General features: G+C 71.1%; 15 protein-coding genes. 11 read left to right on the top strand and 4 right to left on the bottom strand.

Translation table 11 applies throughout. The annotated features are described in order from the left end of the window. The first annotated feature begins 66 nt into the window (after window positions 1-66). From trmD to NE235_RS27020, 5 genes are all read left to right on the top strand, one after another. On the top strand, window positions 67-840 hold the full coding sequence (gene trmD, locus NE235_RS27040) for a tRNA (guanosine(37)-N1)-methyltransferase TrmD (RefSeq protein WP_252807911.1): 774 nt from the start codon (window positions 67-69) through the stop codon (window positions 838-840). A gap of 106 nt (window positions 841-946) precedes the next feature. Next, window positions 947-1,297, top strand: a complete 351-nt coding sequence (rplS, locus tag NE235_RS27035; RefSeq protein WP_252807910.1) for a 50S ribosomal protein L19 — start codon at window positions 947-949, stop codon at window positions 1,295-1,297. Between the two features lie 409 nt (window positions 1,298-1,706). Further along, the gene (gene lepB, locus NE235_RS27030; protein WP_308206163.1) at window positions 1,707-2,795 is read left to right on the top strand and encodes a signal peptidase I; all 1,089 of its coding nucleotides are present in this window, start codon (window positions 1,707-1,709) and stop codon (window positions 2,793-2,795) included. A gap of 83 nt (window positions 2,796-2,878) precedes the next feature. After that, on the top strand, window positions 2,879-3,640 hold the full coding sequence (locus tag NE235_RS27025; protein ID WP_308206162.1) for a ribonuclease HII: 762 nt from the start codon (window positions 2,879-2,881) through the stop codon (window positions 3,638-3,640). Between the two features lie 27 nt (window positions 3,641-3,667). Then, window positions 3,668-3,979 carry a DUF2469 domain-containing protein gene (locus NE235_RS27020; RefSeq protein WP_252776343.1) on the top strand — a complete coding sequence of 104 codons (312 nt, stop codon included), beginning with the start codon at window positions 3,668-3,670 and terminating at the stop codon, window positions 3,977-3,979. Window positions 3,980-4,250: 271 nt separating this feature from the next. Here NE235_RS27020 and dprA read toward each other — a convergent pair whose 3' ends face one another. The 3 genes from dprA to NE235_RS27005 form a co-directional block, all read right to left on the bottom strand. After that, window positions 4,251-5,405 carry a DNA-processing protein DprA gene (gene dprA, locus NE235_RS27015; RefSeq protein WP_252807907.1) on the bottom strand — a complete coding sequence of 385 codons (1,155 nt, stop codon included), beginning with the start codon at window positions 5,403-5,405 and terminating at the stop codon, window positions 4,251-4,253. A 215-nt stretch (window positions 5,406-5,620) separates the two neighbouring features. Then, window positions 5,621-7,186: a YifB family Mg chelatase-like AAA ATPase gene (locus tag NE235_RS27010; protein ID WP_252808050.1), complete on the bottom strand. Its 1,566-nt coding sequence runs from the start codon at window positions 7,184-7,186 to the stop codon at window positions 5,621-5,623. A 2-nt stretch (window positions 7,187-7,188) separates the two neighbouring features. Next, on the bottom strand, window positions 7,189-7,545 hold the full coding sequence (locus tag NE235_RS27005) for a YraN family protein (protein ID WP_252807905.1): 357 nt from the start codon (window positions 7,543-7,545) through the stop codon (window positions 7,189-7,191). A gap of 478 nt (window positions 7,546-8,023) precedes the next feature. On the opposite strand from NE235_RS27005, the gene NE235_RS27000 reads away from it, so the two are divergent. After that, the gene (locus NE235_RS27000) at window positions 8,024-9,007 is read left to right on the top strand and encodes a tyrosine recombinase XerC (RefSeq protein WP_252808048.1); all 984 of its coding nucleotides are present in this window, start codon (window positions 8,024-8,026) and stop codon (window positions 9,005-9,007) included. Between the two features lie 34 nt (window positions 9,008-9,041). On the opposite strand, the gene NE235_RS26995 is transcribed toward NE235_RS27000, so the two are convergent. After that, a complete protein-coding gene (locus NE235_RS26995) occupies window positions 9,042-10,025 on the bottom strand; it encodes a M23 family metallopeptidase (RefSeq protein ID WP_252807903.1) in 984 nt (327 codons plus the stop codon). A 279-nt stretch (window positions 10,026-10,304) separates the two neighbouring features. Between NE235_RS26995 and rpsB the strand changes: the two genes are divergently transcribed. Genes rpsB through NE235_RS26970 form a run of 5 tightly spaced genes read left to right on the top strand, consistent with a single transcriptional unit; the run spans window position 10,305 to window position 14,364 of the window. Beyond that, entirely contained in the window at window positions 10,305-11,222 is a 918-nt protein-coding gene (rpsB, locus tag NE235_RS26990) for a 30S ribosomal protein S2 (RefSeq protein ID WP_252807901.1), read from the top strand. Between the two features lie 36 nt (window positions 11,223-11,258). After that, window positions 11,259-12,095 (top strand): translation elongation factor Ts, encoded by an 837-nt coding sequence (tsf, locus tag NE235_RS26985; RefSeq protein ID WP_252807899.1) that lies wholly within the window; start codon window positions 11,259-11,261, stop codon window positions 12,093-12,095. A gap of 54 nt (window positions 12,096-12,149) precedes the next feature. After that, window positions 12,150-12,917 (top strand): UMP kinase, encoded by a 768-nt coding sequence (gene pyrH / locus NE235_RS26980; RefSeq protein ID WP_252807897.1) that lies wholly within the window; start codon window positions 12,150-12,152, stop codon window positions 12,915-12,917. 14 nt (window positions 12,918-12,931) lie between these two features. Then, window positions 12,932-13,489: a ribosome recycling factor gene (gene frr / locus NE235_RS26975; RefSeq protein WP_252807896.1), complete on the top strand. Its 558-nt coding sequence runs from the start codon at window positions 12,932-12,934 to the stop codon at window positions 13,487-13,489. Next, window positions 13,489-14,364: a phosphatidate cytidylyltransferase gene (locus tag NE235_RS26970; protein ID WP_252807893.1), complete on the top strand. Its 876-nt coding sequence runs from the start codon at window positions 13,489-13,491 to the stop codon at window positions 14,362-14,364. The genes frr and NE235_RS26970 overlap by 1 nt, the downstream gene beginning before the upstream one ends. The last annotated feature ends 23 nt before the right edge of the window (window positions 14,365-14,387 follow it).

Below are 14,387 nucleotides of genomic sequence, written 5' to 3'. Positions count from 1 at the left end.
ACCCCGGACGGCGTCCGCGCGCCCGGCGCCGGCGGGCAGACTTGACACAGGACACACGGAGCGCCCATGAGACTCGACATCGTCACGATCTTCCCCGAGTACTTCGCGCCGCTCGACGTCTCCCTCCTGGGCAAGGCGCGGCGGCGCGGCGACGTCGACGCCCACGTGCACGACCTGCGCGGCTGGGCGCACGACCGGCACCGGACCGTCGACGACACCCCGTACGGCGGCGGCCCCGGCATGGTGATGAAGCCGGAGCCCTGGGGCGAGGCCCTGGACGCCGTCGTCCCCCCTCCGTCGCGTGCGCGCCTCATCGTCCCCACGCCGAGCGGACGCCCCTTCACGCAGGAACTCGCCACCGAGTACGCCGCGGAGCCCTGGCTCGTCTTCGCGTGCGGACGCTACGAGGGGATCGACGCCCGCGTCATCGAGGACGCCCGGGAACGGATGCCGGTCGACGAGGTCAGCATCGGCGACTACGTCCTGGCCGGCGGCGAGGTGGCCGTCCTCGTGATCGTCGAGGCGGTCAGCAGGCTGCTGCCCGGCGTGCTGGGCAACGCCGACTCGGTGACCGACGACTCCTTCGCGCCCGGCCGCATGGAGGCCCTGCTCGAAGGGCCCGTGTACACCAAGCCGGCGACCTGGCGCGGGCGCGACGTCCCCGACGTGCTGATGTCCGGGAACCACGGCGCGATCGCCCGCTGGCGGCGCGATCAGGCGCTGCGTCGCACCGCCGCCAGGCGGCCCGAACTCATCGGCCGGAACACACTGGACGAGGCCGACCGAAAAGCGCTCACCGAGGCCGGTTTTCCGGTTGACGCCGAACGTGTGGCACACTGAGACGTCACCCCAGCGCTCGACGCTGGGCGTGTCCAGACTTCCAGAAGATCCCTTCGCGCGTCGGTGTCCCTAGACCGCGCGCGTTTCACCACGAGGAACCGCAGTCATGCACACCCTGATCCAGGAGATCGAGAAGGCCGCGATGCGGTCTGACGTACCGGACTTCCGCCCGGGTGACACGCTCAAGGTTCACGTGCGCGTGACCGAGGGCAACCGAAGCCGCATCCAGGTCTTCCAGGGTGTGGTGATCCGGCGTCAGGGCGGCGGCGCCCGTGAGACGTTCACCGTCCGCAAGGTGAGCTACGGCGTCGGCGTCGAGCGGACCTTCCCGCTCAACAGCCCGTCCATCGACAAGATCGAGGTCGTCACGCGCGGTGACGTGCGGCGCGCCAAGCTCTACTACCTCCGCGAGCTGCGCGGCAAGGCCGCCCGCATCAAGGAGAAGCGCGACAACTGAGCGGGTTCCGTTCCTGCTTCCGGCCCCGGCCCGTCGATCGACGGGCCGGGGCCTTCGTCATCACCGCCCGGGAATCTCCCGGCCGGGGCGGGCGCGGGACGACGCCACGGGACGGGACTCTCCCGGGCGAAAAAGCGCCCGGCGGCGCCACGGACGAGACTTCGCCGGCCGGGGGGCGGGGCAAGGGATGGCGCCACGAGCGGGACTTCCCGGGTCAGGGGCGGGCGAGGGACAGCGTTACGGGAGGGACTTCCCCGGCCGGGGAGGGGCGGCGGGCGGCGTCACGGCCAGGGATTCCGTGGCCGGGACAGGTGACGGGCGGAGTGGCTGCCAGGGATTTGCAGACGCGCGGCGGGCGACACGCTGACGTTGGCCGCTCCCGGGGCTCTCGGGCATTAGGCTTCCCCTGATGACTGACGACGAGCAGGGCCTGCGCGAGCCCGCGGCCACCACCGGTGACACGCGCCACGACGCTTCGCAGAACGGTCAGGGAAGCGCGCACACCGGCGACCGCGAGCCGGGTGACCCGCGACCGGCGGCCGAGACGGCGAGCGAGCCGGACTCGTCCCGGCCGGGGGGACCGGAAGAGCCGGAGGCCCCGGCGGAGTCGGCGGAGCCGGACGACGGCGAGGCCGCCGATGACGGCAAGCGCTCCAAGAAGAAGCAGAGCTCCTTCTGGAAGGAGCTGCCGATCCTGATCGGGGTCGCCCTCGCTCTCGCCATGGTCATCAAGGCGTTCGCGGTCCAGGCGTTCTACATCCCGTCGCAGTCGATGGAGAACACCCTCAAGGTCGGCGATCGGGTCCTGGTCAACAAGATCGTCTACCACACGCGTGACATCAAGCGCGGTGACGTCGTCGTCTTCAACGGTCTGGACTCCTGGGACCCGGAGGTCCAGTACTCCCAGCCGAGCAACCCGGTGACGAAGGTCCTGCACGCAGTCGGGAGCGCGTTCGGCGTCGTCCCGGGCGAGAAGGACTACATCAAGCGGGTCATCGGCGTGCCCGGTGACCACGTGGCGTGTTGCGACGCGCAGGGCCGCGTCACCGTCAACGGCCACCCGCTCGACGAGACGGCCTACATCTACACCGATCCGGTCACGCACGAGCAGAACAAGCCGTCCGACACCAAGTTCAAGATCACCGTGCCTGCGGGCCGGCTCTGGGTGATGGGCGACCACCGTGAAGTGTCGTACGACTCCCGCGGTCACCTCGGCGACCCCGGTGGCGGCACCATCCCCGAGAACCGCGTCGTCGGGCGCGCGTTCGTCGTCGTCTGGCCGGTCACGCGCGTCAAGCTGCTGTCGATCCCCAAGACGTTCGGCCAACCGGGCCTGGCACTCGCCGACGGCGCCCTGCCCGCGGTCCCCTTGGCGATGGGCTTCGCCGGTGCGCTGCCGGTGACACTGCTGCGCAGGCGACGCCGCCGCGCCGGCTCGTCTCCCGGCGGACGCCGGCGCCTCCGGCGCGCCGCGGCCTGTCCACCGGACACCCCATAGGAAGTGACCGGTCGCGCCAATGCGCCCACCGCGCGGGGAGGTTCCGCCACGGCCGAGCCTCCGCGCGACGTACGCTGCCTGATGTGTACATCGATGTCCGAGCTCGCCGCCCTCGTGGTCTCACCCCGCGACGGGACGTCGGCATGTACGCCTACGAGCGGGTGGTCGAACGCTGCGGTCTCGGGCCGGTGGCCGGGGTCGACGAGGCCGGCCGGGGCGCCTGCGCCGGGCCGCTGGTCGTGGCCGCCGTGATCCTCGCACCGGAGCGCCGCCGCCGCATCGAGGGACTGACCGATTCGAAGCTGCTCACCGCCGCGCGCCGGGAGCGCCTGTACGACGAGATCACGGCCACGGCCGTGGCGTGGCACGCCCTCGTCGTACCGCGTGAGGAGATCGACCGGGTGGGCCTGCACCGGTGCAACGTCACCGGAATGCGGCGGGCGCTCGCGGCGCTGAGCGTGGAGCCCGGTTACGTCCTGACGGACGGATTCCGGGTGCCGGGCCTGTGCGCCCCCGGGCTCGCGGTGCCCAAGGGCGATCGGGTGGCGGCCTGCGTCGCCGCGGCGTCGATCGTCGCCAAGGTGACCCGGGACCGGATCATGATGGAGGTGCACGACCGTTATCCGATGTACGGCTTCGGCGTTCACAAGGGCTACGTCACTCGTGCCCACGCCGCGGCGTTGGAGGAGCATGGACCTTGTCCTGAACATCGGCTCTCCTTCGTCAACGTGGCCCGGGTGGCCGCGGCGGAGGCGGGACCGGAGATCGATGCCTCAGCCGCTGGGGAGATCGATTGGGAGGCGTCACACTATGAGGACATCGCCGACCAGGCGGACGTCGCCTGAGCCGCGGTTCGGGGAGGGAACGCGAGTATGAGCGCAGAAGACCTCGAGAAGTACGAGACCGAGATGGAGCTCCAGCTCTACCGCGAATACCGCGATGTGGTCGGCCTCTTCACGTACGTCGTCGAGACCGAGCGGCGGTTCTATCTCACCAACACCGTCGATCTGCAGGTGCGCAGCACCGACAACGGCGAGACCTTCTTCGAAGTGACCATGCAGGACGCGTGGGTCTGGGACATGTACCGTCCCGCGCGTTTCGTCAAGAACGTTCGGGTTGTGACCTTCAAGGACGTGAACATCGAGGAGCTGGCCAAGAGCGACCTGGAGCTGCCCAACGGTTGACGTGGCGCCCAGGTGGGCGGCACCCGGTGCCGCCCGCCCGCTCACGGCCGTTCGACGTCAGTGCCGTGAATCGTGGTGCCACCGGCGCTCACGATCCACGGCACTGACGACGCCTCGCCCGTTCACCCCTACCGGCGGACGACCGGCCGGTGCTGGGCGGCGCTCCGCCGCCGGCGCGGACCGGCTCAGCGGCCCACTGCACACCGGGCCGCTGCACACCGGATCGGCTCAGCGGCCCACCGCACACCGGGCTACTGCACACCGGATCGGCTCAGCCGCCCGGGGAATGGCGGCGCAATTTCCATCCTTTCGCGCATCGCTCGACGAATCCGGCCGCCGACAGGGAGCCCAGCGCGGCGAGCGCGGTGTCGAGATCGACGCCCGCGGTCACCGCGATCCGCGCCGTCCCCGCCCCGCCACGCGCCGGGATCGCCTCGAGGACGTCTCCGGTGACCGGATCGAGCCGGTCCCGGTCGAGGACGGGACCGCGCCGCTCCGGCGCGAGGTCGTCACCGATGAGCCCGACGAGGTCCAGAACCTCCGCGGTGTCGGTCACGCAGACGACCTCGCTCCACTCCCGTAGCAGGACGTGACATCCGGCCGACGCCGCGGAGGTCACCGGCCCGGGCACCACCATCACGGCGCGACGGAGGTCCCGGGCGTGCCGTGCCGTGCTGATCGCCCCGCTGCGGCGTGCGGCCTCCACCACCACCGTGCCGCGGGTCAGCGCCGCGATCGTCCGGTTGCGCACCAGGAAACGGCCGCGGGTCGGTGAGGCACCTGGCGGCAGCTCGCTGACCAGGAGGCCGTAACGGGCGATCTCCGAGAACAGCCCGGCGTGCGAACTCGGATAGGTCACGTCGAATCCGCAGGCGAACACCGCCACGGTCAGACCGTCCGCCGCGAGCACCCCCCGATGCGCCGCCGCGTCGATGCCGAAGGCGCCCCCGGACACCACCGTCCATCCCCGGTCGGCGAGCTCGGCGCCCATCTCGGCGGCGACGTTGATCCCGTATGAGGTGGCGGACCGGGAACCCACGACCGCCACGGACCGCAGACAGCCGAACCGCAGATCCTGATCACCTCGCGCCCACAGCGCGTACGGCCGGCGGTAACCGAGATCATCGAGTTGGGACGGCCATTCCGCGTCTCCCGGGCACACCAGCCGTCCCCCCAGCGCGTCGCACTCGGCGAGGAGCCGTTCCGGGTCGGTGCCGGGCAATCTGGCCCGCCAGGCGGCGAAGCGCCGGGCCACGGTCTTCTCTCCGGGGCCGGCCGGATCGGTGCCCGGCGGTGCGTCCGAGCGGATGACCTCCAGCGCGCCGATCGCTCCCTCGCGCGCGATGAGACGTCCTAACAACTCATCGCCGGGTTCGGCGATGCGGGTCAGAAGAGCGCGGGCGAGCCGTTCCTCCGCCGGGATCATGGTGCCTCCTCTGGGACGAGTGGGGTACGCGGCGTCTGGGACCAGGGGCATACGCCCTCTGGGGCGAGCGGGCGAGCGGTGTCTGCGTGGGTGGATCAGGGGGCCACGGCCTCTGCGGTGGGTGGGCGAGCGGCGCCTGGGACTGCGGCCTCTGGGGCGGGCGGCGTCCGGAGCGACGGGTGAGCGGCATCCGCAGGGACGACCTGCCGCGGTTTTCAGCGCCCCTGCCAGAGCCCGAACGCCTCGTCGACCTCGCTCGCGGTCGGGGCGTCCTTTCCGGCGAGGTCCGCGAGGGTCCAGGCGACCCGCACCACGCGATCGAGGCCGCGCGCGCTGAGCCGCCCATCGGCCAACGGCCCGTCGAGCGCCGCGAGCGCCCGGTGCGGTGGTGCGAACCGGCGCCGCAGCTCCCGCCCGGGGACGTCGGCGTTGGTCCGCCAGGGCAGATCGGCCAGCCGCCTGCGGGCCCGGTCGCGAGCGACCAGCACCCGCTCGGCGACCGTCGCGCTCGACTCGGCCAGCTGCAGGTCGTACCGCAGCTCCGCACGGGTCACCTCTTTCAAGTCCGATTTCAGGTCGATCCGGTCGAGCAGCGGCCCTGACAGCCGGGCGAGGTACCGCTCACGCATCGACGGAGGGCACTTGCAGTCACGGACCTTGGCGGCCGCACACGGGCAGAGGTTCGCCGCCAGCAGCAGCGTGAACCGGGCCGGGAACCGGGCCGTCGCCCCGGACCGGGCGATGACCACCTCTCCCTCCTCCAGCGGCTGGCGTAACGCGTCTAGCACTCCGGCCGCGAATTCGGGACTCTCATCAAGGAAGAGAACGCCCCGGTGCGCCAGCGACACCGCCCCCGGCTGGATGAGCCGGTTGCTGCCGCCGCCGACCAGGGCGGCCCGTGACGCCGTGTGGTGCGGGGCGCAGAACGGCGGCTGGATGATCAGCGGCTGCCCGGTCGGAAGACCGCCCGCCACCGAGTGGATCGCGGTGACCTCCAGGGCGGCGTCGTGGTCGAGTTCCGGCAGCAGGGTGGGCAGGCGCTCGGCCAGCATCGTCTTCCCGCATCCGGGCGGACCGGTGAGCAGGAGATGGTGGCCACCGGCGGCGCTGACCTCCAGCACCTTGCGCGCGTCGGCCTGACCGCGCACGTCGGCGAGGTCCAGATCGCCGCGTCGCGCCCGTGAACGAGCCGCCAGGCCGTTGCCTCGCGACGGCGTCGCCTCCTCCTCGGCGGATCCGTCGTCCGACTCCGACTCCTCCGGGAGCGGCTGGTCACGGAGCCTGGCCACCAGGGCGCGCAGTGAACGGACGCCGATGACCCGCACGCCCGGAACGAGTGACGCCTCGGCGAGGTTCGCCTTCGGCACCACGACGGTCTCGGCGCCCGCGTCCGCGGCGGCGAGGACCGCGGGCAGCACCCCCGCCACGGGACGGACCCGGCCGTCGAGACCCAGCTCTCCGATCATTACCGTGCCCGCGCAGGCGTCGGCGGGGAACGCGTCCTCCGCGCCCAGCAGCGCCACGGCGATGGCCAGGTCGAAACCGCTGCCCTTCTTCGGCATGCTCGCGGGAAAAAGGCTCACGGTGACGTGCCGGTTGGGCCACTGCTCACCGCTGTTGAGGATCGCCGCACGGACGCGGCTGCGTGCCTCGTTGAGCGCAGTGTCGGGCAGGCCCACGAGGTGCAGGCCAGGAACACCGCTGGTGATCGCGGCCTCGACGTCGACGAGAGCCCCGTCCACGCCCAGCAGGGCGACGGCACGCGTGCGGGCCAGTGCCATCGTCAGCACACCCCCTTCAGATGGTCGACGGTGAAGCGGTCGGGCCCGTCGGCGAGCAGGCCGATGACGTCGATGCGGGCGGTGGCGTGGCCGACGCCGTGGGCGGCCAGCCAGCGGCCGGCCAGGCGCCGTAGCCGCGCGGCCTTGGCCGGGGTCACCGCCTCGGCGGGCGTGCCGAAGGCGATGCTGGAGCGGGTCTTGACCTCGCACACCACCAACTCGGTGCCGTCGCGGGCCACGATGTCCAGCTCACCTTCGCCGCAGCGCCAGTTGCGGTCGAGGATCTGCCACCCGAGCCGGGTCAGGTGCTCGGCGGCGGCCTGCTCGCCCTGCCGTCCGAGCGTGTCCTTCGCCTGCATGCGCTCACCTCCCACGTCGAGGGTGCCGGAGCGCGCAGCGCCCGTGTCGACCGAACCGAGTTCTGTGGATAAGCGGTCCGGCGGTGCGGTCGCTTGATTCGCCGTTGCCGGTCGCGCAGGGTGTCCTCCGTACGGTGGGCCGTGAAGCCGGCGCCGCGGCCGGACGCGGGGCCGCTTCGCGGTTCCGGCAGTGACGAGCCACCGAGGGAGCGCCATGGGAGCGAACGAGGAGACCGGCGTACGGCCCGCCGAGCGGCCCCGATCGAGTCTCGCCGAGCCGCCCGGTGTGGGACGGGACGAAGGGCCGGCCGAACCGCAGCCCTCGGCCGGACCTGTCGGAGAGCCCACCCAGCACCCTGCCGGAGACTCCGCCGAGCCTGCCGGGCGGCCCGCTGGGGAGTCCGCCGGATCCGCCGGGGCGCCCGTTGGGCGGCCTGCCGGCGATTCCGACGCGGAGGACGACGAGGCGTTCGACGCGATGTTCGGCGCGGTGCTCGCCGGGTTCGAGTGGCACCTGCGGGCCGAACGAGGTCTGTCCGGTCATACCGTGCGCGCCTACCTGGGCGATGTCGCCGATCTCCTGGCGCACGCGCACCGGATGGGCCTCGGCGACCTCGCGGGCCTCGATATCCGGATGCTGCGTGCCTGGCTGGCCGCGCAGCACGCCCTGGGCAGGTCGCGGGCGACGCTCGCCCGCCGGACGGCCTCGGCGCGAGTGTTCACGGCCTACGCCCACCGCCGAGGGACGCTGCCGGCCGATCCCGGAGCATTGCTCGGCACACCGAAGCAGGGGAGGACCTTGCCGCGGGTGCTGCGCCAGGACGAGGCCATCGCACTGCTCGAATGGGCACCGGCCCAAGGTGAGGGCGACGCCGGTGAAGACGCTCACGCCGTCGGCGAGGACGTTCCCGCGGTCGTCAGGGACGCTCCCGTCGCCGGCTCGGACGGCGGCGACGGCCCCCTCCCGCTTCGCGACCAGGCCGTGTTCGAACTGCTCTACGGCTCCGGGATCCGGATCGGGGAGCTGTGCGGTCTGGACGTCGAGGACATCGACGCCACGCGCCGTACGATCCGGGTGATCGGCAAGGGGGACAAGGAGCGGACGGTTCCGATGAGCGCGCCCGCCGCTCGGGCGGTCGGGGCATGGCTGGCGCGGGGGCGCCCGTGCCTCGTGAACGAGCGCAGCGGTCCGGCGCTGTTCCTCGGCTCCCGTGGGGGCAGGGTCCATCCCACGGTCGTCCGTCGCGCCCTGCACGACCGGCTCGCGGCGCTCGGCCTTCCCGACATGGGCCCGCACGGCCTTCGGCACAGCGCGGCCACCCATCTCCTCGAAGGAGGCGCGGACCTGCGCAGCGTCCAGGAGATCCTCGGGCACTCCTCCCTGGCGACGACGCAGGTCTACACCCACGTCTCCGCGGAGCGGCTGCGGGCCGTCTACCGGCAGGCCCATCCGAGGGCGTGACGCCGTCTCCGCCTAAGAGCGGCCCGCGTGATCGTCATCGCTTACCGGTGAGCGATGGCCGGGAGCCCCGGCTCCTCCGGCCGCGGGTGCGGAATCCCGCGAGGGCGAGCCCCGCCGCCGCGGTGACGGCGAGGGGGCCGGCGGCCGCGCCGATCGCGCTCGTCGCGCCGGCCGGTCGCATCGCCGGAGCCGTGCCCACCGGAGCCCGCGCCGGGGGCGGACCGCCCTGCGGTGAGGTGGGCGGACGGCCGGTCGGCCGACGAACCGTGGGGCGTTCGCCCTGCTCGGCGGGGTCGCTCGGCGCACGCGGTGTTCGTCCTGACCCGCCGCTCACGGCGGCGTCCGACGAGGAGCGCCACCAGGGGAGAAGGCGCACGGGGCCGAGACCGAGGAGTGAGAGCGGGTCGAGGTAGGAGTCATCCCGCAGCAGACCCCAGTGCAGGCAGCTCTCCTGCCCGCAATGACCGGGCCTCGCCTCCACCACGCCGATCCGGGCGCCCGTGACCACGGTCTGCCCCGAGCGGACGGCCGGGCGTACGGGGAGGTAGGTCGTCCGAAAAGTGCCGTGGCTGATGGTGATCACACCGCGTCCGGCCAGGTCGCGGGCGAAGGTGACACGCCCCGCGCCGGCGGCGAAGACCGCTCGACCGGGAGGCGCGGCGAGATCGACCCCCCGATGCCCGGGCTCCCAAGGGTGAGCGGGCGGGTCGAAGCGGCGCAGCACGGGCGGGGGCGGATGTAACGGCCACCGCCACTGAGCTTCTCCGGCCCCAGGCGGGACGACCCGCACGGCGGCCGGGACGGCCACCGCGACCGGCGCCGCCGCGGTGGTCACGACCGGCGCGGCCACCGAAACGGCCGAGGCGGTCGCCTCCGGCATCCGCGTGGCCATGGGAAACGGCACGGTTGCCGGGTCTTGCGCGGCCGGCGCGACCTGCGTGGCGATCGGTGGGGAGGAGGCGGCCGGGACCACGGGGAACGGCGTCGCGATGACCAGGAGCATTACGGGCAAGACCATGGGACACAGCATGCTCGCGCCCGTCACGCCTCGGGCAGGACCCGGACCGAAGCTGTGGAAAACCCCGGGTTCGAGGCGCGGAGTCCACGGTGGGGTGAGCCGCCGGTACACTTGCCTCAACGGTCGCATGACCGAATTCACGCGTCCGCCGGCCACCGATTCGTTGGTGGGGCGGCCCTCACGGTCCATGACAGGCGTCATGGCAGGGGTGCGCACGGACGCAGAACAACCGGAACGTGGCCCAGAGAGCGACTGGGCCGGACAGGAGGACCACGGGCAATGGCACCCGTCGTCACCATGAAGCAGCTGCTCGAGAGCGGCGTCCACTTCGGGCACCAGACCCGCCGGTGGAACCCGAAGATGAAGCGTTTCATCTTCACCGAGCGCAACGGCATCTACATCATCGACCTGCAGCAGTCGCTGTCCTACATCGACCGCGCCTTCGACTTCATCAAGGAGACCGTCGCCCACGGCGGCACGATCCTGTTCGTCGGCACGAAGAAGCAGGCGCAGGAGTCGATCGCGGAGCAGGCGCAGCGCGTCGGCATGCCGTTCGTCAACCAGCGCTGGCTGGGCGGCATGCTCACCAACTTCTCCACCGTGCACAAGCGCCTGACGCGTCTGAAGGAGCTCGAGGAGCTCGACTACGACGACGTCGCCGGCTCGGGTATGACGAAGAAGGAGCTTCTCATGCGCAAGCGTGAGAAGGACAAGCTCGAGCGCACCCTCGGCGGTATCCGCGACATGGCCCGCGTGCCGAGCGCGGTGTGGGTCTGCGACACCAAGAAGGAGCACATCGCCGTCAACGAGGCCCGCAAGCTGGGCATCCCGGTGGTGGCGATCCTCGACACCAACTGCGACCCGGACGAGGTCGACTACCCGATCCCGGGTAACGACGACGCCATCCGCAGCGTCAGCCTGCTCACCCGCGTGGTCGCGGACGCCGTGGCCGACGGCCTGATGGCCCGCGCCGGTGCCGCGCCGTCGGGTGACGAGAAGCCCGCCGCGGTGGGCGCGGAGGAGCCGCTGCCCGAGTGGGAGCGCGAGCTGCTGGAGAGCAAGGGCGAGTCGGGTGAGGCGGCCGAGGCCGCTCCGCAGGCGCAGGCCGAGGCTCCGGAGGCGCAGGCCGAGGCTCCGCAGGCCGAGGCTTCGGAGGCCGCGCCGGCCGAGCAGCCGGAGACCGGCTCGGAATCCTGACGGCCCACGACCGACGACGAGAGAGACAAGACCACAATGGCGAACTTCACCGCCGCCGACGTCAAGAAGCTCCGGGACATGACCGGTTCCGGGATGATGGCCTGTAAGAAGGCGCTCGAGGAGGCCGAGGGCGACTTCGACAAGGCGGTCGAGCTGCTGCGCCTCAAGGGCGCCAAGGACGTCGGCAAGCGCGCCGAGCGCACCGCCGCGAACGGCCTGGTCGCCGAGCACTTCAACGGGTCCGGGGACGGCGCGATCCTCGAGCTCAACTGCGAGACCGACTTCGTCGCGAAGAACGAGGGCTTCATCGCCCTGGCCGACCAGATCGTCGAGTTCGCCGCGAACAGCGATGTGGCCGACCGCGACGCCCTGCTGGCCGCGGAGATCGAGCCGGGCAAGACGGTTCAGCAGCTGATCGACGAGAACAGCGCCAAGATCGGGGAGAAGCTCGAGGTGGGCCGTTTCGCCCACTTCAAGGGCGCCTACGTCGCGAGCTACCTGCACAAGTCCGACCCGTCGCTGCCGCCGGCGACCGGCGTGCTGGTCGAGCTCGACAGCGAGGCCCCCGAGGTGGCCAAGGAGATCGCGCAGCAGATCGCGGCGATGTCCCCGAAGTATCTCACCAACGACGACGTCCCGGCGGACGTCGTCGCCAAGGAGCGGGCGCTCGCCGAGCAGATCACCCGTGACGAGGGCAAGCCCGAGCAGGCGATCCCGAAGATCGTCGAGGGCCGGGTGAAGGCCTACTTCAAGGACTTCGTCCTGGTCGAGCAGCCGTTCGTTAAGGACCCGAAGAAGACGGTCGGTAAGGTCCTCCAGGATGCCGGCGTGAACGTCCAGCGCTTCGCCCGGTTCCGGGTCGGCCAGCTCTGACGCTCCGCCCCTGAGGACGACCAGCCGCTGAGAGACAACGAAGGAGCCGCCGCCGTGCAGGACAGTAAGATCACCGACACGACGGCGGCTCTGTCGTCTCATCATGGCTGGAAGCGGGTGCTTCTGAAGCTCTCCGGCGAGGCCTTCGCCGGTGGTGAGGCGCTCGGCATCGACCCGGCGGTCGTACGGCACATCGCCGAGGCGATCGCCGAGGTCGTACGCGAAGGCGTGCAGGTCGCGGTCGTCTGCGGCGGCGGCAACATGTTCCGCGGCGTGCAGATGTCCGCGCAGGGCATGGACCGCGCCCGCAGTGACTACATGGGCATGCTCGGCACCGTGATCAACTGCCTGGCGCTCCAGGACTTCCTCGAGAACAAGCTGGGCGTGGACACGCGGGTGCAGACGGCGATCACGATGGGGCAGGTCGCGGAGCCGTACATCCCGCGCAGGGCCATTCGCCACCTAGAGAAGGGGCGTGTGGTGATCTTCGGTGCCGGTCTCGGCCAGCCGTTCTTCTCCACCGACACGGCCGCCGCGCAGCGGGCGCTGGAGATCAACGCCGACGCCGTGCTGAAGGGCACCCAGGTGGACGGCGTGTACGACTCCGACCCGAAGAAGAATCCGGACGCCTTCCGGTTCGACCGGCTGGAGTACGGCGAGGTTCTCCAGCGCGGTCTCAAGGTCATGGACGCCACCGCGATCAGCCTCTGCATGGACAACGGCCTGCCCATCGTGGTCTTCGACCTGATGGGACAGGGGAATATCGTGCGGGCCGTCCGCGGTGAGAAGATCGGCACATTGGTAAGTCCGGCGGAGAGCTGAAACAGGAGCCGAAGGTGATCGACGAGATCCTCCTCGAGGCCGAGGACAAGATGGATAAGGCCGTCACGGTCGCCAAGGATGACTTCAACGGCATCCGTACCGGTCGTGTGACGCCTGCGATGTTCAACAAGATCACGGCGGATTACTACGGGGCGCCGACGCCGATCAATCAGCTGGCGTCGTTCACGCTGCCCGAGCCCCGCATGGTGATCGTCCAGCCGTACGACGCGTCGTCGCTGACCGCGATCGAGAAGGCCATTCGCGAGAGCGACCTCGGTGTCAACCCGGGCAACGACGGGAAGATCATTCGTGTGGTGTTCCCGGAGCTGTCCGAGGAGCGTCGCAAGGAGTTCATCAAGGTGGCCGGGCACAAGGCGGAGGACGCGCGGGTCTCGATCCGTAACATTCGCCGCCACGCCAAGGACGCCCTCGACAAGCTCGCCAAGGCCGGCGACGCGGGCGAGGACGACGTGCGCCGCGCGGAGAAGGAGCTGGACGACTTCACGCACAAGCACGTCGCCAAGATCGACGAGCTGCTCGAGCACAAGAAAGCCGAGCTGCTCGAGGTCTAGTGGGACTCGAGCAGGCCCCCACGCCCGCCCCGGAGATTCCGGAGGTAACGGCGGAAACGGGCAAGAAGCGTAGGCCAGGCCGGAACCTCCCCATCGCGGTCGGGGTCGGCCTGGGCCTTGGCGCCGTCGTCCTGGTGTCCCTCTACACCGTCAAGGAGATCTTCCTCGGCGTCCTCGTGCTCTTCATCGGCGTGGCCGGGTGGGAGCTCATCCGGGCCTTCGGGACGAAGGGCATCCGCATCCCGCCGGTCCCGCTCGCGGCGGGCGGCCTGGCGATGCTGGTCGGCACCTACGTCTGGGGGACGACCGCGCTGGTCGCGACGTTCGCCCTGACGGTGCTTGCGGTTCTGCTGTGGCGGCTGGCGGGCGGCCAGGATGGGTACGTCCGGGACGCGACGGCGAGCGTGTTCGCCGCCGCGTACGTCCCGTTCCTCGCCGGGTTCGCCGTCCTCATGCTCGACGCGGACGACGGCCCAAACCGCATCATCGTCTTCATCGCGGTGACGATCTCCAGCGACATCGGTGGCTTCTTCGCGGGCTCGTTCCTGGGCTCGCACAAGATGGCTCCCGCCATCAGCCCGAAGAAGACCTGGGAGGGGTTCACCGGCTCGTCGCTGACGTGCATGGTGGTCGGCGGCCTGCTGCTGCCCTGGCTGCTGGACGGCGCCTGGTGGCAGGGGGTCATCGTCGGTGCCGCCGCGGTCTGTTCGGCCACGCTCGGCGACCTCATCGAGTCGATGATCAAGAGGGACCTCGGCATCAAGGACATGGGGACCCTGCTGCCCGAGCACGGTGGGGTCATGGACCGCCTGGACTCCCTGCTCGCCACCGTGCCGGTCGTCTGGCTGCTCTTCCAGGCGTTCGTTCCGGCCTGACCGCTCTTTCCGGATCCTGAAGA

This window comes from Actinoallomurus spadix, assembly GCF_024055725.1.
Lineage (GTDB): Bacteria > Actinomycetota > Actinomycetes > Streptosporangiales > Streptosporangiaceae > Actinoallomurus > Actinoallomurus spadix.
Note: the sequence above shows the minus strand (reverse complement) of the source record. Positions and strands in the feature narration are given on the sequence as shown.

Bases quoted from the DNA above. Each gene is read 5' to 3' on its own strand.
- lepB (WP_308206163.1), top strand. From the start codon at position 1,707: ATGACTGACGACGAGCAGGGCCTGCGCGAGCCCGCGGCCACCACCGGT.
- tsf (WP_252807899.1), top strand. From the start codon at position 11,259: ATGGCGAACTTCACCGCCGCCGACGTCAAGAAGCTCCGGGACATGACC.
- rplS (WP_252807910.1), top strand. From the start codon at position 947: ATGCACACCCTGATCCAGGAGATCGAGAAGGCCGCGATGCGGTCTGAC.
- NE235_RS27020 (WP_252776343.1), top strand. From the start codon at position 3,668: ATGAGCGCAGAAGACCTCGAGAAGTACGAGACCGAGATGGAGCTCCAG.
- NE235_RS27005 (WP_252807905.1), bottom strand. From the start codon at position 7,545: ATGCAGGCGAAGGACACGCTCGGACGGCAGGGCGAGCAGGCCGCCGCC.
- NE235_RS27000 (WP_252808048.1), top strand. From the start codon at position 8,024: ATGTTCGGCGCGGTGCTCGCCGGGTTCGAGTGGCACCTGCGGGCCGAA.
- rpsB (WP_252807901.1), top strand. From the start codon at position 10,305: ATGGCACCCGTCGTCACCATGAAGCAGCTGCTCGAGAGCGGCGTCCAC.
- dprA (WP_252807907.1), bottom strand. From the start codon at position 5,405: ATGATCCCGGCGGAGGAACGGCTCGCCCGCGCTCTTCTGACCCGCATC.
- trmD (WP_252807911.1), top strand. From the start codon at position 67: ATGAGACTCGACATCGTCACGATCTTCCCCGAGTACTTCGCGCCGCTC.
- NE235_RS27010 (WP_252808050.1), bottom strand. From the start codon at position 7,186: ATGGCACTGGCCCGCACGCGTGCCGTCGCCCTGCTGGGCGTGGACGGG.
- NE235_RS26995 (WP_252807903.1), bottom strand. From the start codon at position 10,025: ATGGTCTTGCCCGTAATGCTCCTGGTCATCGCGACGCCGTTCCCCGTG.